The following is a 20110-nucleotide window of genomic DNA, read 5'->3' on the forward strand; positions in this document are numbered from 1 at the left end:
AAAAATCTGACTTTTTAGGTACCATTTCTTTCGTCGAATTGGCTTATGAACCAACAAAACTCACTTGAAATCCAAATTTTAAGCGATTTCGAAGACGTTGTGTTTTCGATTGGTTACCCGAAATTAGAAGTTTTATACACCAGTCCCTCCATCAAAACACTAACGGGTTACGATAGTTCTTATTTTCTCAAAAACAAACAATCTTGGCAAAACTTTGTTTTTGACGAAGACCGAAATTTACTCAAACAAACGTTAACCTCACTAAATAAAACACAAAGGTTTCGCCTTAGAGTGAGAATCCTAACCAAAGAACAAAAAATCAAATACATCGAATGCCATGGAAGGTTAATCCAAAACTCACAGGATGGAGGTTATCGAATTGATGGCACTGTGAGTGACATCTCTGACCTATTACCTCTCCAAACTTTATTCCAAGATGAATCAATTGACTTCAAACATTTGTTAATCGAAAACAATATGATTTTTAATGGATCTCAAGATTCCATGTTTTTGATCGAAGTGATGGAGAATGGAGATTTTGTAATCAGGCGAATCAACCACGCTTATGAACGTTCCACTGGAATCACACAAGCAATGATCCAAGGAAAAACTCCCTTTCAATTTTTAGGAGAAGAAATTGGTTCTGTTGTCGTTAACAATTTCAAAAGGGCGATTGATGCAAAAAAAACGATTTCTTACGAAGAAAGTTTTGCAATGCCAGCGGGAACCAAAATTTGGATCACAGAACTCACTCCTATCGAAATGGATGGAAGTTTTAAATTCATTGTAGGTTCAAGCAAAGATATCACCGAACAAAAATTAGCCGAAAATGCCTTAAAAGAATACAATGAAAGATATTCATTAATTTTAGAAGCAAGTTCGGATGGATGGTTTGATTGGGACTTAGTGAATAACACAGTCATCTATTCGAGAAGATGGTGGTTGGAATTTGGAAATGATGATAAACCAGAAAATGTTCCGATTGATTATTGGCAAAGTTTAATCCATCCCGATGATGCAACTTGGGTGGGTGAATTTTTAGAAAACATCCTCGCGTCCCAAAGAGAAACCTTTGAATTCACATTCCAAATGAAAAAAAGAAAAGGCAATTACGCACATGTTTTGTCCAAATGTTACATCCAAAGGGACATTTCTGGAAACAAAATACGAATGTTAGGTTCCAATACCGATTTAACAGAAACCAAAAAAATTGAATATACATTGCGACATGCCAAAGAACTAGCAGAAGCTGCTAACATTGCCAAAGGAAATTTTTTAGCAAACATGAGTCACGAAATCCGAACTCCATTAAATGGAATCATCGGGTTCACAGAACTTTTACTCAACTCTCCCTTACAAGAAGAACAAAAAGAATATCTTAAAAACATTTCTCTTTCTGGAAATAGTTTGTTAGAACTCGTGAATCAAATTTTAGATTTTTCCAAAATTGATTCTGGGAAATTAGTGTTTGAATACGTAAACACAAACCTTAAAGATTTATTATTATCCACCATCAATTTATTCCAAGTTTCGGCAGCATCCAAAGGAATTCGGTTGGAACTATTTTTAGATCCCAATTTACCCAACTTTGTTTCTCTTGATCCACTTCGAATCCGGCAAATCCTTTCCAACTTAATTGGAAACGCAGTTAAATTCACTCATGAAGGTTCAGTCAAAGTTTCGGTAAAACAATTGGAACAAAAAGATGGATTGGTTACCATCTCCTTTTCAGTAACGGATACTGGAATTGGAATTGATAAGAAGGTTAGTTCTAAATTGTTTGATAGTTTTTCCCAAGCAGATTCATCTATTACTCGTAAGTATGGAGGAACGGGTCTTGGACTTACCATCACAAACGAACTCTTACTCAAAATGAATTCTAAACTAAATATCGAAAGCGAATTGGGTGTTGGAAGTTCTTTTAGTTTTCTTTTAACACTCGATGTAAAATCGACTGGAGAAAATATTCCATCTCTATTTGAAGACAAACCAACAGAGTCCATCGAATCTAATTTTGTTAAAATCCCAGAATTTCAATTCGATATTTTGATTGTAGAAGATAATGATTTAAATCGAAAACTGTTAGCAAAACTTTTACAAAAAAAATATCCGAATATCAAACTACGTTATGCAATTGATGGAGTGGAAGCATTGGCACAATTCCAAACCAAAAAACCTGACATGATTATTATGGATTTGCAAATGCCGATTATGGATGGTTATACGGCAACAATGGAAATTAGAAAGTTGGAAGCAAATTTAAAGAAAAAAACACCAATTATTGCATTAACAGCTGGTGCTTTTTATTCAGTAAAAGATTCGGCTTTGGAATCGGGAATGGATGATTTTTTAACCAAACCGATTTCCGCCACCTATCTTTATTCTACAGTTGAAAAATGGTTATCTTCAAGCCGCATGTAAAAGGTATTCAAACGCACTGATTGCTGCCTTGGCACCTTCACCCATGGCAATGATGATTTGTTTATAAGGTGTGTTTGTCACATCCCCACAAGCAAAAATTCCATCAACATTGGTTTTACATTTTTCATCGACTAAAATTTCCCCAAATCGATTGGTTGCCACCAAATCTTTCACAAAACTACTGTTTGGTACAAGTCCAATCTGAACAAACACTCCATCCAACGGAATGGTTGCCGTTGTTTCTGTAGAACGATCTTTGTAAGTAAGACCCGTGACTTTATCATCCCCGGTTTGGATTTCAGTAGTTTGGGCTTTTACCAATGTTTTGATATTGGGAGAATTTGCCACTTTATCGAGCAATACTTTGTCGGCATTTAACTTATCACCAAACTCAACCAAGGTGACAGATTTTACGATCCCACTTAAGTCTAACGCTGCTTCCACACCGGAGTTTCCACCACCGATGACAGCTACATCTTTATCTTTAAAGAATGGTCCATCACAATGTGGGCAATAGGCTACCCCTTTCCCTACAAATTCTTTTTCGCCAGGGACATTGAGTTCTCTCCATTTGGCTCCTGTGGAAAGAATCACAGTTTTCGAATGAATTTTTTCACCCGTGTTTAAGTGGATTACTTTTGTTTGTCCCGGTTCAATTTTTTGCACACGCACATTTTCTTTCTTTTTGATTTGGTTTTTTTCCAATTGGTCAGCTAAGACGTGAGTTAACTCAGGACCAGTTGTATACGGAACAGAAATGATATTCTCAATTCCTAATGTGTCCTTTACTTGACCACCCAATCTATCTGCAATCACAAGAGTTTTTAAACCCTTTCTGGCAGAGTAAACAGCAGCTGTAACCCCAGAAGGTCCTCCACCAATTACGGTGACATCATAAACATCTGTTGGATCTACGATTTCGTCTTTTAGTTCTTCTGTCATCGGGAGCGAATACAATTCCAAAAGTTTATCAAAGATCACAGATGCTTCTGCTTTCCCACTTAAAAAACGTTCCCCATTTAGATAAACAGCAGGGACACCTTGGATGTTTTTTTCTTTCACGAGTTCTGGATACATCGCACCATCAATCATATTGTGGGAGATAGATGGATTCACCAATGCAAAACTATTCAAGGTTTGGACTACTTCTGGACAGTTGTGACAATCCAAAGAGATAAATGTTTCAAATTGGAATTTTCCGTTTAACTTCGATACAGCGGATAAAATTCCTTCTTCTAATTTGATTGGGTTTCCACCCGATTGTAAAATTGCTAGGATAAAAGATGTAAACTCATGTCCCATCGGAATCCCCGAGAAATGAATTCCTGTAGGTTTGTCGTTGGATTCAATGGAAAATCGGAGTCCATCAGATAAATCATTTGAGGATTCAACTTTGATGAGTGAACTCAAAGACTCGATATCTTTTAAAAAGTTTACAAGTTCTTCTCTTTTCTCATGTTCACCGGAATACAATCGAATGGTGATTGGATTTTTGATTCTCTCGAAATATTGTTTTACTTGTTCTTTAGTTGATTCATCTAACATAACTTCCTCCTGATTTTAGGCGGGCAATGCCCGCCTAATTTTGTTTAGATTTTTCCTACCAAGTCAAGACCAGGTTTCAATGTTGAATTACCTGGTTTCCACTTCGCAGGGCATACTTCTCCGTCGTTATTGGCAACGTACTGAGCAGCTTGCACTTTTCTGACTAACTCTTCTGCAGATCGACCGATTCCAAGATCATGGATTTCAGCAGTTTTGATCACACCTTCTGGGTTCACAACAAATGTACCTCGAAGTGCTTGCCCATCTTCTTCAATCATCACTCCGAATCCTCTTGTGATTTTACCAGAGGCATCTCCAAGCATTGGGAATTTGATTTTTTTGATAGTGTCACTTGCTTCATGCCAAGCTTTGTGAACAAAATGAGTGTCAGTAGAAACGGAATACACTTCTACTCCCATCTTTTGTAATTCTTCGTAATGATCTGCAACGTCCCCAAGTTCTGTAGGGCAAACAAAGGTAAAGTCAGCAGGGTAAAAAACAAAAACAGACCACTTTCCGAGAACGTCTTTTTTGCTGATTTTTTTAAAAGCACCGTTGTGGAAAGCTTCTGTAGTGAAGTCTGGAATTTGTGTGTTGATATTGGACATTGAATATCCTCCTTTTCTTGTTAAGAAGAATATAGCCCATTTTGAATCATTTGTAAAATAAATGTTATAAATGCTATGATTTATAAAAGCTATGAGACAGGTTTTTAGAATTAATCCTGAGCGATTGATACACCGATTACTTTGAATTTCTCCTTTTTGTGGTATTCTTTGGGAATCACAGATAAAATTAAGTTTGTGAGTTTGATTAGGATTTTTGTTTTATAAAATCCTTTTTTGTAAACCAAACTGATTTCTCTGGCAGGTTCTGGGGATTGGAAGGGAACTATGCGATCTGATACTTTATCCACTGCAAGTTTGGGAAGTAAAGTGACTCCAATTCCCATGTCTACCATTCGTTTTAAAGTTTCTACACTTCCACTTTCAATTTTTGCCAAGGAATTTCGGTTACAAATTTTTAAAGATTGGTGGCGAAAACAATGTTCTTCACCTAGTACAAGTAAGGGATACTTTTCAATATGTTTCATCGAAACAGATGCCGATTTCTCTTTTGCATCTTTTGGATAATAAACAACAAATGGTTCGTAGTATAACTGATGTTCAGTGATATTTGGAATTTTGAGTGGAGTGGCAAGGATTCCTAAATCAATTTCTTCCGATTCCAGTTTTTCGATGATGGTAAGTGTTGGCAATTCAGAGATTCTAAAATTGACTTTTGGAAATTCGGTTTGTAATTTTTTGTAAATGGAAGGAATTAAATAATTACTAACAGTTGGAATGATACCTAATGAAATATTTCCAGCAGGTTCGTCTTTCCATTGCCCTGCGATTTCGAATAATTTATCTGCTTCCTTCAAGGTAGACTTTGCTTGTTCTACCACCTCTTTCCCTAATTTTGTGGTGATGATTGGATTTTTTTTACGATCAAATAAATCAAATCCTAACTCTTGTTCCACTTTTTGGATTTGTAAACTCAAAGTTGGCTGAGCGACTAAGCAATGTTCGGCGGCCTTGGCAAAACTCTTAAATTGATCGAGTGCAACGATATATCGTAGCTGCGTAATTGTCATTATTTTTCCTTAAAAAATAGAACTAAGACCGTGCCATTCTGAAAATCAACTTGCGTTCTCTTCAGACTGCACTATTTTAGCGGATAGCGATGAGAATTCTCTCATTTTTTTCCCTAATTTTCTTCCCTACGTTCGTTCCACTCGTAGCAGAACCAATATGGATCAGTGGCGAATCCACAACTTCGATCTCAGAAAATTGGACTTTCACTTCGAATGGAGTCACAAAACCCATCCAAGTAGGCAAAGGCCTTTCTTCGCAAGGGTATCTTCCACCCATCCATGGATTTTATGAAACAGAGTTTTATTACAAACCAAGCCAAAAACCAATTGGTATCTATTTAGACCGAGTCCAAGAAGTGGATTTCTTGGTTGTGAATGGAGTCACACTTGGACAGACGGGAAAAATCACAAAAGAGGGAAATTATTTACCAAACTGGTATTACAAACGCCTATATTACATTCCTCATCATGTATTAAAAGCAAATGAGGCCAACCAACTTAAAATCGAAGTCCATTTTCGAAACCAAACATTCCAAGGTGGAATTTTTCGTCGTGTTCCAGTCCTTGGCAATTATGACAAACTACAAGAATTCATTTTAATCGAAGATGGTCGTGATTTTTGTTTTATCATGTTATTTTTTGGAATTGGTGCTTACCAAATTTTTTCCATTGTTTTAAAACGTCAGGCCAAATCGAATTTTTATCTTTTGTTATCCACTTTAGTATTTGTGATGTGGAGACTTCCACTTTTAAACATCAGTTACACTTATACCGATTTTTCCTTTTTCTTTTGGTTAAAATTGTTTTTTACGGCTCAAACAATTTTACCAGTTTCCATTTTTTTATTCAGTTACTCCCTATTCCAACACAAACTGTATTTAAAAGAAAGGTATTTGGTTTTCTTTTTATTATCCATTGCTTTCTTACAAACTTGGAATATCGAACTTCCTACCAGAATTTTATTATTAAGAATTTGGGAATTTTCATTATTACTCGTTGTATTTTTCATCTTAAGGGCTGTGATTCGAGCAGCAAAAGCTAAACGTTCAGAAGCTTATTTTTTATCCTTTGGTTTTCTTTGTATCTGTATTGGTGCTACGTTTGATATCATCATCGATGTCACTACAGGTAAAAATATTTATCTAACGCAATATGGATTTTTGGTTTTGATGATTTTGTCTGGTGTTGCGATTTCCTATCGAAATGCAAAAAACGAAAGTGAATTGTCCATTTTAACAAAAGACCTAGAAACACGCGTTAGAGAAAGAACCATCGAATTACGAGCAAAAAACCAAGACTTAGAACAAGATTTATTTTTTGCATCCCAACTCCAAAGTTATTTATTACCGAAAAACCACCCTCATACGAAAGGAATTCGACTTCACACCACTTATTTGCCAATGCGACAAGTGGGAGGTGATTTATACGATTGGGTAGAGTTAGATGAAAATAGGTTGATTTTACTCATTGCGGATGTGGCAGGCCATGGAGTTCCCGCTGCTTTTGTGTCTTCCATGGTAAAAGTACAATTTCGAGAATCTACAAAATCCATTCATTCTCCAAAATTGATTTTAGAACATATGAACCAGGCTCTTACTTCTTTGGTTAGTAAATATTTTATCACCGCCTGTTGTGCATTAATCGACACAAAAGAAAATACAATTTTGTTTTCAACTGCCGGGCATCCGAACCCCATTTTGTTCAATAAGATACAAAATAAATTTGAATTTATGAATATGAAAGGACCCATCATTGGTTGGCGTGAAAGTTTTGCTTTCAGCGAATGGAAACACGATATCCAAAAAGGAGATCGTTATTTCTTTTTTACAGATGGGGTTACTGAAGCCCGGGCAGAAAATAAATTATTTGGGGAAGGCAAAATTCTTGATTTATTAGAGAAAGGTAAAGACAAAGACATCAAAACCTTGTCCCAAGAAATTGTAGTCCAAATCACTAAGTATTCAGACGCAGAACTCAAGGACGATGTCACATTTTTCTTTGTCGATATTTTATAAATTTTATCAATGGAATCTCCATCATATTCAGTTTTAATCATAGAAGATGAATATCCCGCAAGGATGCTCATGATGGACTATGTGATGAATTGCCCCGAACTAAAGCTAGCTGGGATTGCGGAAAGTGGAGACAAAGCCAATGCCCTTTTGTCAGAGAAAACATTTGATATTGTATTTATGGACATCAACTTGCCCGTTATCAATGGGATGGACATTTTAAGAACTCATCATACCAAATCTTCTTTTTTTATCATCACAACCGCTTACAGTGAACATGCGGTAGAAGCATTTGATTTAGATGCCACTGACTATTTACTAAAACCTTTTTCCTTTGAACGATTTAAAAAATCGGTAGAAAAAGCACTCCGTTTTCACCAAGAAGTCAAACCAACACAAACTTCTGGTTCAGACACAGAAATTCATTTGAAAATCCAGTCTGATTCTGCTGTGTTTCTCATTCCCTATCCAGACATCCAATTTATTTCTGCGAATAACAAAAGTTGCGTGATTCACACTACCCAAAAAGATTACGAAACCCCAAAATTACTGAAAGAAATCGAAGAAAAACTGCCTTCAGGGCAATTCATCCGCATTCACAAAGGATTCATCATTAACTTAAGTTATGTGGCAAGTATGCGTTATGACAAAGGTGGTTCCTACACCATCCAACTCAAAAACGAAGACGAAACCACTTTGCCCGTTGGAAGATCTTACGCACAAGCCCTTCGAGAGGCTCTAAAACTCTAATTTTTCTATTCACTCCCGAATGAGTAGCGTTCATTCCGAATGAAGTAGTGAACGAGAAAATCTCAGAATATTCCATTGACTCTGACCCTCTAAATAAGAAACAGAGAGGACGGAGTTTTTTTTGTGAAAAAATTTATTGTTTTAATACTAACATTCGTAACATACCTGTTTGTTTCCAATTGTGCTTCCTCCTCAGTGGGACTTGCGACAAGTAACAAACCTATCCCTAACACTCCTTACGAAACCATCAAAACCGTAGACAAAACCTTTTCCTGGTATGCATTAGATATCGTGATTTTCGGAATCCATATGACAGAACCACCTGTTGCTGATTTATACGAAAGAATCATGGAAGAAGAATCAGGAGATGCTCTTGTGAACATCCGATATTGGAATGAAAAAGCAGTGTTTGGCCCTATCACTCGATATCGTTTTAATTTGAAAGCAGACTTAGTGAAATTTCCCAATTCTCAAACACAAACCAAATCCAAAAGGTAATTTGAATCCAAGATGAAGTATTTTCAACGAATCAGTTTTCTTTGGCTACCGATCCTCTTGATTGGTTTAATCAATTGTATTGGTTCCCGTGTTCCCAAAGAAATTCATTTATTTGATTCTGCAACGGTTGTTCGATCAACAGAATTCAAAGTGATTGGAAAAGGAACAGGCCAAGATTCTGCGTTTTATCTACTTGGAATGTTTCCCGTCACTAAAGCACCAAACGTAGAGTTGGCGATGAGTCAAATTTTAGAAAAATATCCTACGGGAAAAACTTTGATCAATATCAAAATCCAAAGAGAAGACAAAGCCTATTTTCCTCTCGGTCTCGTCTCTGTCGTGAATGTAACAGCAGATGTTGTAGGGGAAGCAGAACAAAGTCCTCAACCAACAACAAAGGAAAAGAAATGAAAACTACATTCTTAATCCTATTTGTTTCCTTAGTATTGATTTTGAATTGTGCACCCGGTGTAGATCGGGTACCGACGAGTGATGCACAAAGCCAAGTGTATGCGGCAGCAAAATATGCCTCTGAAAAATGTGGGAACCCTTTGCCAAATCCACCACTTGTCATTGTGAATGAACCGATCCGAAGGAATTTGGATCTTTGTACCATTTCCATCACACGAACAGAATGTCCGTTTTTAGGTTACCCACTTGTTTGTACCCTCATTTATCTCGAAGAAGAAACGGGAGATATCCCTTGGTATTTGAACTTCAATGAAATCAGCAAAATACAAATTAAATAAATCCATCCTATTTGGTATCATTCTCTTTTTGATTGGTTCTCCCATTTTTGCCGTAAACATTCGGGCAAAACTAATCAATCCTAAAAAAGAAATCGCTGAAAAGAACTTATCTGTTCTTATTTTTGAAACCAAAAAATTTGCACAAACAGATGCAGACGGAAATGTCACTTTAGAATTTCCATCTGCTGGTGAATACACCTTGCGTTTGTTACGTGACACTGGAATCCAAGAAATAAAAATTTCAGTGGGTTCCCAAGATGAATCAAGAACCATTTACACTGAAAAAAAAGCTTCCTCTCCCAAAACGGGGATTGTTGTGGAAGGAGAAAGGGAAAAAACGATCGCCTCTCGTACTAAGGTAAGATACGAAGAGATCAAACGGATGCCAGGAACGTTTGGAGAAGCACTCCGAGCCTTGGAAACTTTACCAGGTGTCATTCCAAACATTGGTTTTGGTGGTGGTGCCAACGGTATTATCGTTCGTGGTGCCAATCCCAACGCGAATACTTATTTATATGATGACCTACCAATCTTATACCCATTTCACTTAGATGGACTCACATCTGTCATTCATAACGATTTAATCAAATCTATCGATTTGTATTCAGGAGCGTATCCAGCAAACTTCAATAATGCGACTGGTGGTATCATCGAAATTGAAACCGTTGACTCCGTACAGAAAACAAAAGGTGCCTTCCAAGTTTCCCTATGGAACACAACTGCCTATGCTGCCACACCAACCTCAGGGGGAAAAGGGTATTTAGCGATTGCAGGGAAGTTGGGTTATCTTGATAAAACGTTAGGTGCCACAGGTTTATTACCGGAAGGGATTCGTTTGCCACGTTACAACGATTCTCAAATTAAATATGTTCATAACTTCACACCCGAACACCAAATTGCTTTTTATAATCTGACGGCTCAGGACAATTTTGCCATTGATGTCCCGAACAAACCTTCGAATGATCCAACCTCTTCACAACTTGCACTACTCAGTGGAGCAAAAGCAAGTTTTGGACAAAGTTTTAGAACCACAGCCCTTCGTTACACTTGGATCCCAGGTGATAAATTTCAAAACAGATTCACTCTCATCAACTTTGATCCAATCGGAGAATACAATGTGGGTGTTGGAAGTATCCAAGGAAAACAATACCAACGAGGAGCTTACGTTGGTGTAAGACAAGATGCTTATTGGACAGCAACACGATTTTTAAAAGTGGATTTTGGAACGGAAGTGCGTCGATTTTCTTTTAGAGATTACGGAACAGAGGTTGCCTTAAGAGATCCAACCAATCCATCTCCTAACCCGTATAATTCAGCTAATCCTGATTTTGTGGGAAGACCTATCAGCATCCAAGGAAATTCCCCTTATTACAATGCTTACACAACCTTACACTTTAAATTTGGAAACTTTTTGTTTGAACCTGGTGCTAGGTACGACTATGTGCAGGTGACAGGGAATGGTGCCCTAACCCCACGTGCCACTGCATCCTATACCTTTCCTGAAATTGGAAAAGGCATGACCCTCTATGGAAGTGGTGGAGATGTATCTCGTTTTCCACTCACAACAAACTTTAACTCGGAAACTGGAAACCCTGATCTTCGATTTGAAAGAGCACGAAAGTTAAGTGTTGGGATTGATCAAAAGATCGATCAAGTTTGGCAAGTCAAAGCGGAAGTATTCAAAAACGAATTTAAAGATACGATCATCGACGATCCTTATGTGTCCACACCTGTTGGTCTGAATCCAGACAAAGCACAATGGTTAAGACAACCAATTGTAGCGAATCGACCTCTCAATTATTCCAACCGAGCAACTGGTTGGTCACATGGATACGAATTACTCATTCGTAAAAATGCAAGACCAGGTACACGTGATTGGTTTGGTTGGATTTCCTATACTTGGTCACAATCCTTTCAGAATTCCAACTTATACCAAGTGTATGAGGGAGATACAACCCAAGTTGGTGGAATCGAACGGAAAATATTAGCTGCCTATTTTCCAAACTCTGTAGAACAATTAGCACCATGGGATAGAACACATGTTGCCAACGTGATTTATGGATGGAGAGTTAACGAAGGTTATCAAATTGGTGCAAGGTGGAGTTATTTAACATCTGTTCCTTCTAGACCAATTATTGGCGATGATGGTGGCCGGTTTTCAAACCCTCTCAATGGTTTAACCTTTTGGAACCCTCGATACTCTAACAACCCTTATACATCAGAATATGGTTATGTGAAACGAGGAACAGATTTTCACCGTTTGGATATTCGATTTGATATTTTTGAAAACTATTCCTGGGGATATCTCAACTGGTATTTGGAAATCGTAAACGTTTACATGAGAAAAAATAAAAACGGCTTTGATTTTGATAACTCGAGACCATTTTCCGCAACTAACCCAAGGGAAAATGATACATTTGGAACTTTAGAATTACCAGGTGGAACAGTGATTCCATTTTTTAACATCGGTATGGAGGTTCACTTCTAATGCGATCTATTGTTAGTTTATTATTAATATTGTTTTTGGTTTCTTGCAACGAAGGGAAAAAGTTTGAAGATACTTATAACCAGGCATTAATTTTACAATACTTGGTGACTCCCAACAATCCACAGGAGTCATGTGAATCGATTATCACAAATAAGGATTTGTGTTTTCAGTCTTATTACCAGGCGACAGGTGGAAGTTTTACGGCAACAAGTGCGAGTGTCAAAACACAAACTTGTCAAGGATTGATAACAAGTACATTATACAAAAACATGTCATCCATTGCACAAACTTGTTCCTTTAATTGCCAAGCATCTGATTGGAAAATCAAAACAGATCTGGGAACGTGTAGAGAATCAACTCCTACGGCGTTAGTAGAAGCAAGTTTAAACAATCCGTCCGTTGTTTCTTGTTTACGATCTTGTTTTGCAACAACAAACAATCAAATTTCAAATGAACAGATACCATCATATCTATTTTTTAATATAATTCAAGAAGGAGATTAATATGCAGGAATACGTAGAGTTAGGTGAGGAATTAGTTTTTGTTGCAATGGGAATTGCTAGTGTCGTAGCATTGGCAGTTTTTGCGGAAAGACTTATCTATTATAAAAAATCCTTGGGCAAAAAGAACGAAGATTACTTATCAGAAGTTAGAAACTCTTTACAAGAAGAACCAGACATTCATTGGAAAACAGATGCCGGGGAAGAATCAATTTACAATCGATTCATTCAATTTGCGTTGAAACAACTCAAGCTAGGAAGAAAAGGATTGGATGAAAGTTTAGAAGGCCAAATTCTATCTGAAAAATTAGAATTAGAAAAACGCCTACCCATCTTAAATACCCTTGGAAATAACGCACCCTTCATCGGTCTATTAGGAACCGTGCTAGGTGTCATCAAAGCATTTTATGGTTTAGGAACACTCGGAAGTTCTGGTGCAGAAGTAGTGATGCGTTCCATCTCTACCGCCCTTCTCGCAACCGCAGCAGGTCTTGGAGTAGCGATCCCTGTGGTTATGGCCAATAACTACTTTTCTAGAAAAGCAAAAGTCATCCTCCAAAACTTAGAAATTCTGAAAAAAGAACTACTCTCTTACCAAATGAATAAGACAAAGGTATAAATATGGCTGGAGCATCAGGATCACAAGACGAAGAAATTGGAAGTATCAACATCACACCTATGGTGGATGTCATTTTGGTACTTCTCGTTATCTTTATGGTTACGGCAAACTTTCTTAAAAAAGAAAGTTTAAATATCAATTTACCAAAAGTACAAGCAGCGGATCCAAACGTTGCGGAGTCAGTTCAAGTGGCACTTACCAAAACAGGTGCGATTCTTTTAGAAGGGAAAGACACTGATATTACGGGACTAGTACGTAACTTAGAACGAGAAGCAAAAATTAGACCTAACATGCGTTTAACTCTATCTGCGGATGAGAGTTTACCTTATGGAAAAATTACGGAGCTGATGGGAATCATCCGAAAAGCCGGAGTAACAAAAATAGCCCTCAGTGTAAAAAAATGAACGGGCTTTCAAACTTTCTTCAACAGTTAAAAACTTCGATCAAACAAAACAGGGAACGAGTTTTCCACATCTGTTTGATTGGAAGTTTATTCATCCACACAGCAACTTATGCAGGTTACCGCATTAGCCAATTACGTGGGGAAGAAATTGTTGAAGATTCCAATTTTGAAGATGTTGATGTCAGTTTCGAAGAAATTCCACCAGAGCTGATTGGAGGGACATCTTCACCTGCACCTATCGAAAAACAAGAATGGGTAGAAGGAAGTAACAAAGACAAAGCGGACGAACCAGACAATTCCGACATCAATCCCAATCAATTGTCAGGAAATGGAACCGATAAAGATGGTTACTTATTTTCGTTTAACGGAGATAAGATGCCAACGGCAATCATCGACTTTGACTTAAGAGAATATTTCCCACCTCAAGCAAAAGCTGCAAACATTATGGAAAAACAAGTAGTTTTACTTGTCCAAGTGAATGAAGACGGTAGTTTGCAATCAGCAAAGGTAGTTTCTGGTCGAGCTGGTTATGGATTTGACGAAGCTGCGATGAAACTCATCAAACGAGTTCGATTTAGCCCTGGTTATGTGCAAGGGCAACCTAAAAAAATGGCACATCGTTTGCCAATTACGTTTTCACTCGAAGACTAAATTATGAATTTCACAATCAGCAGATTTTTAGAGAAACCATATCTATCAATCTGCTTATTGTTTTTAATCACCTTTGTTACGATCCCTTCTTACGTTTATTCAATTTTTAAACCAAAAGATAGTTCCATTTCCGAATATTATCTTTCTGAAAATGCTGAGTATTTTGTTGGTGATATTCCACAAGATGATTCAGGCAAAATTGATTTTCAGAAAATGCATAAAGTGCATTGGTTATCTTCTTCTGGTTGGATAGATGACGAAGAATTCAAACGCATTACCGATTCTGAATATATCTGGTTACGCTCTAAAGCATTTTCTGAAATAGAAAATGAAGATTTACATTTTTTATTAGAACATGCTGGGTTAAATATTGAAATCTTTAACGAAAATGGAGATTCCATTTTTAAATACGGTGAATTTTCAGACCCAAAATACTTACCCAATATCTTCCAACCAAAATTTTCTTGGGTAAAGATTCCAAAAGATAATTCAAAGTTTTACTACCTTCGACTGTTTCATAAAAAAGGAATTTTATTTTCCATTACTATCATTGAAAACTTGATTGGAAAACAAACAGCCCTCTATAGAGAAATTGCTTTAAAAAACCTAACTGCAATTTTTTTCCATTCCTTCTTTATGATGATTGGGATCATCTGTGCTTTAGTGTATTTTATTGAATACAAAAAACAATACAATATCCTATTGGATTTTTCCTCGTTTTCTTTATGTTTTGGTATTTTAGGTTTAGCATCAAACGAATTTATCCGTTATCTTTTTACAAATACTCAGACTTTATATGTTTTATCCATCATCGCTTCTAATTTTGTCTTTATTCCTATGTTATCAGGGGTTCGTCGTTTATTCGGAAGTGGTTCTTTTCGAATTTTGGATATTTTAATTTATTTAGATGTGATTATTTGTTCTATTACAACAATATTGATCTTTTCTCTACCTTTCTCAGATATCTCTCATAGTTTTTTAATTAGCACTCGAAGTTTTTTCATTTTATTCAATCTAATCAATATTATTGGTCCCATTTTCATTACCTATGAAGCTTGGAAAAAAGGAAACAAAGAAGCCTTTGGTCACTTCATCGGATTTAGTATAACTTTATTACTTGTAATCTTAGAAATCTTTTTGGCAATTAAATACAACGACACGACACCAACAGGTGTTGTATTTTGGGGTGTATTATTTGGTGTGATTTCACAAGGTTTTGCCTTAGAACGTACGTTATTCGCCGATAGACAAAAAGCATTATTATACAAAGAGGATTTATTAAAGGCAGAAAAAACCCTAAAAGAAAGCCAACTAAAGACCCTTCAAACCAAAATGAATCCTCATTATTTGTTTAATTCTTTAAATACTATCCATGCCTTACATAAAATCAAACCAGAGTTAATTGGTGATGCAATCATGAGTCTTGCAAACAATTATCGTTTTATCTCTGACCGAACAGATCGAGATTGGATCCCCTTTGAAGAAGAATGGAGTTTTTTAGAAGATTATTTACACTTACAAAAACTCAGGTTTTATGATACAATCCAAATTGACTTCAAAAAAACTGGTGATTTTTCTAATGTTGTTTTACCACCACTTTTGTTACAACCTATCATAGAAAATTCCTTTAAACATGGATTTCGTGGATCCTCTGATGGACAACTACAACTCTTCATCCATGCTAAAATGATCAAAGATTCTGTTTTTAGTTTTGTTGTGTATGACAACGGAACAGGAATTCCAGATGACCTAATCCAAGATAAAGAAAAATTAATGAGTCGGTCACTGGGAAACATCAAAGAAAGATTAAAGAATTTATATTCCGAGTTTCACTTTGAAATCACAAGAAATTATCCCGAAGGTACAAGAACGGAAATCGAAATCATTTTAACCTCTAAGGTTCCGACAACTTCCTAAGTTCCACAGCAAGTACATTTGCAGAAACTCCACCTGGAAAAGTTTTTACAGTATTAATTTTTTCATCTAACACATAAATAAAATTGGAATGATCGATTCGATAGGAATTACCATCTCCTACTTTTTCTCTGACAATCCCAAATTGTTTTATCAAAGCGACTAAACTCTCAACATTCGGAGACAATGCAGTTAAATTTTTACTAGGAAAGTTTTGCACATACTTCTCTAAAGTAGACGGTGAATCTCTATCCGGATCCAAGGTAATGAAAACAAATTGAAATTCTTTTGCTTTTTCACCTAAGATGAGTGAGGCCCTTCCAAAATTGGTTAAGGTGAGTGGGCACATATCGGGACAGTGGGAAAATCCAAAGTACAACACTGATTTCTTTTTTGTCCAAAAAACTGGATCTAAACTGGTACCATTCGGTAAAACAAATCCTAACTGATTCCAGGTTTCTTGATTGATATCTGTTTTAGATTGGCATCCGATGAGGGAAAAAATGAGGAGAATGAATACAATACATCGATTCATTGTTATACGGCGACAATCCAACCCATTCCTCCATTTTCTGCCATATGTGTTTGGTGAGGATGAAACATATACCTTCCTTTCTTTTTCAAAACAAACTCAATCACCACTCGTTCGGTTTGTCCGATGGTAACAACATCTGAATGGCCATCGGGAACGATAGTTCCTAAACTTCGAATGATATCAAAAGTTTGGGCATGCAAATGGAATGTCATCACAGGTTCCCGTTCCATCATATTTTGGATATAAAATCGAACTCGTTCTCCCACTGGAACTTTCATGGGATATCGATCATAAATTCCAGCGATTCCATTCCAGGTATAAAAATCATTTTTGCCCTGTCCTTTTGTATCCCATCCTGAAAACGTAAGTACAAATTCATGCGCTGGTTTCCGTTTGACGGGAGGATCCACAAGTAGAGCACCATACAGACCTTTGGCGGTATGAACCATCAAAGGTGGCACATGGCAGTGATATGGGTGTAAACCTATAGGACCTGCTTCAATCTCATACGTTCTTTCTCCAGATGCAGGTATGGGTTCCCATCCATCTTCCAACGGATCATGTGTACCATGGAAATGTAAGGAATGGGGATCTGGACTTGAATTTTTAACATGAATGCGTAACTTATCACCTAAATTGGCACGAAGGATTGGTCCAGGAACCACACCATCAAATGTCCACGCTTGGTAATTAACATTGTGTGCGATATTAACACTCAATGGAAATAGATTTAATTGGAATTCTTTTGTTTTATTCTTCGAATTACTGTAATTAGGTGGATAGTAAAATCTTTCTGTATACTCTTCTTTGATGAAAAAAGGAGGATGTGCCATACTTCCATATGTATTCGTTCCTCGTAAACTTCCACCAACACCAATGGAATTTTGGTAGTTGTCACTCACCGCAGGAGTTGTCACCACACCAAAATTGGCAGAAGTGGAAGAAGGATCGGTTGGCCCACAAATCTCATTGGATCTTTTGGAATTAAAACCCATGGAACCAAAAATTGATCCCACAAAACCCATCACTCCAAAACCAATGGTTGTTAAAAAACTTTTCCGATCCATCTTAAAGTATCCTTGTTAGATATGAAAGATCAAACTTAAAACCCAAACCAGGATGAGAACACCAAACCCACCACCAACTGCGATTTGTTTGAATTTTTTCTCATACTCTGTATCCACAAATAGCAAATACAATGCTGGGCCAAAAACAGGAATTACAAGAATCACAAGTGACCAAATCACTTGTTTCGTGGTAGTCATATCTTTTTGTTTGGATAAACCAAATAAAGCGAGAGGTGCCCAAACCATCGTTAACACGAAAGGTAAATAATACGCATACGATCCGATAAAATAAGTCCAAAAACCTGGGTTTGCAAAATTAGTTTCCATTGAATTCTCCTATTAAGAAATTGACGGTTCCGTCACCGCCGTCATCGCATAACCAGCATAAGCTAGTATTGTTAAAAATAATAAAATTCCACCAAAAACGACAGTATTTCTGACGACTGGAGAAATTTTTGATTCTTTTGAAAAAAGATAAATCAGTGAACCTATAAAAGGTAGAAGTAAAATCATCCAAAAGTAATGATCCATTTTTGCACCTTTCACGGAAAAACGATCTAACATCGCAAGGCCTGTCCAAGCAGCAAAAATAGCAAAAGGTAAAAGATATCCCATAATGTGGAAATACCATGTTTTTAAAGTTCCCGGAAAATGAACTCTCCAACCCGATGTGTACATTTTGTTCGTTTGTGCTTCAAAATCTTCTATGTCGATCTTTGGTAATTCTGCAGAATTGATTAGTCCTTTACTCGATTCAAATACATCATGAGCAGGAACAATTTTCGCCAAAGATTCTGATGGCATATTCATTTGTGTTGGCGGGATCGGTTGGTTTTTATACGAACCTAATACAAACTCTTTTAAGTTTGCTTGCACAAACAATGCAAGAAGACCAATACTTGAAGATAAATCGCCTACATGTGGATAACGAATTCCGGAACAAGATTGTAATGACTCCAAAAAGGGAGGACTCGATACACCATAAGAATTCCCTTCAAAACAATTGCCTACATTCACAGGTCCACTGAGAGCAATATCACCTCTACCGGAATGATACACTTGGTTATTCCTAACAATATTGTTATTGGAAATCCAAATGTTCTCATCAATATTCATAGTAACCAGGATTCCATAATTATTATGATTAAACACCAAATTGTCTTCGACCACATTTTCTAAAGCACCAAGAAGTGCGATACCGTTTCCAATTGAAGGATATTCTAATTTTTTAGAAGGTGCGTTCGCATTATTGTTATCATAAACAATATTCTTCTTCACAACCATCTGCTTTTGAGGTGGCAATAGTTCACGATCCAATGTATTTGGACCAATACCTAATTGGTTTTTTCTCCAAATGGAAGATAACAAATAAATATTACCGCTGGAATTTGTTCCCGAATAACCTAATGCATTATTCTCAGAAACCACATCATGAATAATCGCATTACATGGATTACATTGCCCTATATAAAAACCAGAATCTGGTGATCCCGATGCATAAGAATGTTCAATGAGTCCATCTACAGAATCAAATGCATAAACACCATAGTCACCATTGTTATAAGCTGTAATATAAGATCCGCGATATCCTTTTACGCCAGTCCAATATACTCCATTTAAGGTTGCATTTCGTGTTGTGATGTTTTCCACAGCTACACCATCAGCACCAACAACCATGATGCCGTTCCCACGTAGGAATTCTCCATCAATGATCGTAAGGTTTCGGTCTTCTCCTCGAATGGTAATTGATGGAGTTGTGACAGTGACTTCTTCTTTATATATTCCTTTCGCAACTAAAATCAAATCACCAGGGGAAGCAGCATCCACTGCGTTTTGAATTGTTTTGTATTGGGAAGGAACCTTTCTTGTTACACCAGTCCATTTTTTAGAAATTTTGGACTTTGCCATGTTCGCCTGAGGATTGTAAGATGCATCACCAATCACAGCTACACCGGTCATCCCTATTTTACCATCGGGAGATGCATGAAAGGAACAAAAATAAGGGAACACACCTTCTTCTGGGAAAAACACATCCGTATGTGCTCCACGAAACATCGCTAAGTTGCCATATGACGTTTCAGTTGACCAATCTTTGTTAATGGAGATTGCGTTATGAGGATTGTTTCCCTCATTCACAAATCGAATTTTCCCACCTTTGTAAGTGCGGATCACTGGTGGATGAAATGCATTGTCCATCATTGTTACATGGACAAATGCTGTGTTGGCAGGATCTTCCGAATTGCAAAAATTCAAACCAAAGGTTACGAACATTGCCATGAAGATTCCAATCAAAATCTTTTTGGTTTTTTCCATAGTTTTTCC

Annotated in this window: 18 protein-coding genes and 1 pseudogene; 12 read left to right on the forward strand and 7 right to left on the reverse strand. The window is 36.9% G+C overall.

The window, feature by feature from the left end; genetic code table 11:
* The first annotated feature begins 45 nt into the window (after positions 1–45).
* Complete coding sequence (locus tag EHQ59_RS11085; RefSeq protein WP_135619711.1) at positions 46–2421, forward strand: PAS domain-containing hybrid sensor histidine kinase/response regulator; 2376 nt, start codon at positions 46–48, stop codon at positions 2419–2421.
* Here the strand turns inward: EHQ59_RS11085 and ahpF are convergent.
* The 3 genes from ahpF to EHQ59_RS11100 form a co-directional block, all read right to left on the reverse strand.
* Positions 2407–3966, reverse strand: a complete 1560-nt coding sequence (ahpF, locus tag EHQ59_RS11090) for an alkyl hydroperoxide reductase subunit F (RefSeq protein WP_135619712.1) — start codon at positions 3964–3966, stop codon at positions 2407–2409. The genes EHQ59_RS11085 and ahpF overlap by 15 nt on opposite strands.
* Positions 3967–4010: 44 nt before the next feature.
* Entirely contained in the window at positions 4011–4574 is a 564-nt protein-coding gene (ahpC, locus tag EHQ59_RS11095; protein ID WP_135619713.1) for an alkyl hydroperoxide reductase subunit C, read from the reverse strand.
* Between the two features lie 110 nt (positions 4575–4684).
* On the reverse strand, positions 4685–5602 hold the full coding sequence (locus EHQ59_RS11100; protein ID WP_135619714.1) for a hydrogen peroxide-inducible genes activator: 918 nt from the start codon (positions 5600–5602) through the stop codon (positions 4685–4687).
* Between the two features lie 89 nt (positions 5603–5691).
* On the opposite strand from EHQ59_RS11100, the gene EHQ59_RS11105 reads away from it, so the two are divergent.
* The 11 genes and pseudogenes from EHQ59_RS11105 (at position 5692) to EHQ59_RS11155 (ending at position 16189) form a co-directional block, all read left to right on the forward strand.
* The gene (locus tag EHQ59_RS11105) at positions 5692–7617 is read left to right on the forward strand and encodes a PP2C family protein-serine/threonine phosphatase (RefSeq protein WP_135619715.1); all 1926 of its coding nucleotides are present in this window, start codon (positions 5692–5694) and stop codon (positions 7615–7617) included.
* 9 nt (positions 7618–7626) lie between these two features.
* Positions 7627–8364, forward strand: coding sequence for a LytR/AlgR family response regulator transcription factor (locus tag EHQ59_RS11110; protein ID WP_135619716.1), 738 nt, complete (start codon positions 7627–7629; stop codon positions 8362–8364).
* A gap of 123 nt (positions 8365–8487) precedes the next feature.
* Positions 8488–8862 carry an LIC20211 family lipoprotein gene (locus EHQ59_RS11115; protein WP_208652365.1) on the forward strand — a complete coding sequence of 125 codons (375 nt, stop codon included), beginning with the start codon at positions 8488–8490 and terminating at the stop codon, positions 8860–8862.
* A 12-nt stretch (positions 8863–8874) separates the two neighbouring features.
* Positions 8875–9273, forward strand: coding sequence for a hypothetical protein (locus tag EHQ59_RS11120; protein ID WP_135619718.1), 399 nt, complete (start codon positions 8875–8877; stop codon positions 9271–9273).
* The gene (locus tag EHQ59_RS11125; protein WP_135619719.1) at positions 9270–9611 is read left to right on the forward strand and encodes a hypothetical protein; all 342 of its coding nucleotides are present in this window, start codon (positions 9270–9272) and stop codon (positions 9609–9611) included. Before EHQ59_RS11120 ends, EHQ59_RS11125 begins: the two co-directional genes overlap by 4 nt.
* On the forward strand, positions 9583–12099 hold the full coding sequence (locus tag EHQ59_RS11130) for a TonB-dependent receptor plug domain-containing protein (RefSeq protein WP_135619720.1): 2517 nt from the start codon (positions 9583–9585) through the stop codon (positions 12097–12099). The genes EHQ59_RS11125 and EHQ59_RS11130 overlap by 29 nt, the downstream gene beginning before the upstream one ends.
* Positions 12099–12602, forward strand: a complete 504-nt coding sequence (locus tag EHQ59_RS11135; protein WP_135619721.1) for a hypothetical protein — start codon at positions 12099–12101, stop codon at positions 12600–12602. Before EHQ59_RS11130 ends, EHQ59_RS11135 begins: the two co-directional genes overlap by 1 nt.
* Position 12603: 1 nt before the next feature.
* Entirely contained in the window at positions 12604–13218 is a 615-nt protein-coding gene (locus EHQ59_RS11140) for a MotA/TolQ/ExbB proton channel family protein (RefSeq protein WP_135619722.1), read from the forward strand.
* 2 nt (positions 13219–13220) lie between these two features.
* Positions 13221–13622: an ExbD/TolR family protein gene (locus EHQ59_RS11145; RefSeq protein ID WP_015676210.1), complete on the forward strand. Its 402-nt coding sequence runs from the start codon at positions 13221–13223 to the stop codon at positions 13620–13622.
* Between the two features lie 179 nt (positions 13623–13801).
* Positions 13802–14272: pseudogene (locus tag EHQ59_RS11150) on the forward strand (energy transducer TonB); the annotation flags it as partial.
* Positions 14273–14275: 3 nt separating this feature from the next.
* The gene (locus tag EHQ59_RS11155) at positions 14276–16189 is read left to right on the forward strand and encodes a sensor histidine kinase (RefSeq protein WP_135619724.1); all 1914 of its coding nucleotides are present in this window, start codon (positions 14276–14278) and stop codon (positions 16187–16189) included.
* Here EHQ59_RS11155 and EHQ59_RS11160 read toward each other — a convergent pair.
* From EHQ59_RS11160 to EHQ59_RS11175, 4 genes are read right to left on the reverse strand one after another with little or no spacing between them, the layout of a single operon-like run.
* Positions 16167–16721, reverse strand: coding sequence for an SCO family protein (locus EHQ59_RS11160; RefSeq protein ID WP_135619725.1), 555 nt, complete (start codon positions 16719–16721; stop codon positions 16167–16169). The two genes, EHQ59_RS11155 and EHQ59_RS11160, sit on opposite strands and share 23 nt — an antisense overlap.
* 2 nt (positions 16722–16723) lie before the next feature.
* Positions 16724–17788 carry a multicopper oxidase domain-containing protein gene (locus tag EHQ59_RS11165; RefSeq protein ID WP_135619726.1) on the reverse strand — a complete coding sequence of 355 codons (1065 nt, stop codon included), beginning with the start codon at positions 17786–17788 and terminating at the stop codon, positions 16724–16726.
* A 15-nt stretch (positions 17789–17803) separates the two neighbouring features.
* Positions 17804–18115, reverse strand: coding sequence for a PLDc N-terminal domain-containing protein (locus tag EHQ59_RS11170; protein WP_135619727.1), 312 nt, complete (start codon positions 18113–18115; stop codon positions 17804–17806).
* Positions 18116–18127: 12 nt separating this feature from the next.
* Positions 18128–20101 (reverse strand): right-handed parallel beta-helix repeat-containing protein, encoded by a 1974-nt coding sequence (locus EHQ59_RS11175; RefSeq protein WP_135619728.1) that lies wholly within the window; start codon positions 20099–20101, stop codon positions 18128–18130.
* Between the last annotated feature and the right edge of the window lie 9 nt (positions 20102–20110).

Source organism: Leptospira kemamanensis, from assembly GCF_004769665.1.
In the GTDB taxonomy this organism is placed as follows: domain Bacteria; phylum Spirochaetota; class Leptospiria; order Leptospirales; family Leptospiraceae; genus Leptospira_A; species Leptospira_A kemamanensis.

Excerpts from the sequence above, each read along its gene's own strand:
- EHQ59_RS11100 (WP_135619714.1), bottom strand. The coding sequence starts at position 5,602 with ATGACAATTACGCAGCTACGATATATCGTTGCACTCGATCAATTTAAG.
- EHQ59_RS11130 (WP_135619720.1), top strand. The coding sequence starts at position 9,583 with ATGAAATCAGCAAAATACAAATTAAATAAATCCATCCTATTTGGTATC.
- EHQ59_RS11120 (WP_135619718.1), top strand. The coding sequence starts at position 8,875 with ATGAAGTATTTTCAACGAATCAGTTTTCTTTGGCTACCGATCCTCTTG.
- EHQ59_RS11085 (WP_135619711.1), top strand. The coding sequence starts at position 46 with ATGAACCAACAAAACTCACTTGAAATCCAAATTTTAAGCGATTTCGAA.
- ahpC (WP_135619713.1), bottom strand. The coding sequence starts at position 4,574 with ATGTCCAATATCAACACACAAATTCCAGACTTCACTACAGAAGCTTTC.
- EHQ59_RS11145 (WP_015676210.1), top strand. The coding sequence starts at position 13,221 with ATGGCTGGAGCATCAGGATCACAAGACGAAGAAATTGGAAGTATCAAC.
- EHQ59_RS11175 (WP_135619728.1), bottom strand. The coding sequence starts at position 20,101 with ATGGAAAAAACCAAAAAGATTTTGATTGGAATCTTCATGGCAATGTTC.
- EHQ59_RS11125 (WP_135619719.1), top strand. The coding sequence starts at position 9,270 with ATGAAAACTACATTCTTAATCCTATTTGTTTCCTTAGTATTGATTTTG.
- EHQ59_RS11140 (WP_135619722.1), top strand. The coding sequence starts at position 12,604 with ATGCAGGAATACGTAGAGTTAGGTGAGGAATTAGTTTTTGTTGCAATG.
- EHQ59_RS11110 (WP_135619716.1), top strand. The coding sequence starts at position 7,627 with ATGGAATCTCCATCATATTCAGTTTTAATCATAGAAGATGAATATCCC.
- ahpF (WP_135619712.1), bottom strand. The coding sequence starts at position 3,966 with ATGTTAGATGAATCAACTAAAGAACAAGTAAAACAATATTTCGAGAGA.
- EHQ59_RS11165 (WP_135619726.1), bottom strand. The coding sequence starts at position 17,788 with ATGGATCGGAAAAGTTTTTTAACAACCATTGGTTTTGGAGTGATGGGT.
- EHQ59_RS11105 (WP_135619715.1), top strand. The coding sequence starts at position 5,692 with ATGAGAATTCTCTCATTTTTTTCCCTAATTTTCTTCCCTACGTTCGTT.
- EHQ59_RS11160 (WP_135619725.1), bottom strand. The coding sequence starts at position 16,721 with ATGAATCGATGTATTGTATTCATTCTCCTCATTTTTTCCCTCATCGGA.
- EHQ59_RS11170 (WP_135619727.1), bottom strand. The coding sequence starts at position 18,115 with ATGGAAACTAATTTTGCAAACCCAGGTTTTTGGACTTATTTTATCGGA.
- EHQ59_RS11135 (WP_135619721.1), top strand. The coding sequence starts at position 12,099 with ATGCGATCTATTGTTAGTTTATTATTAATATTGTTTTTGGTTTCTTGC.
- EHQ59_RS11155 (WP_135619724.1), top strand. The coding sequence starts at position 14,276 with ATGAATTTCACAATCAGCAGATTTTTAGAGAAACCATATCTATCAATC.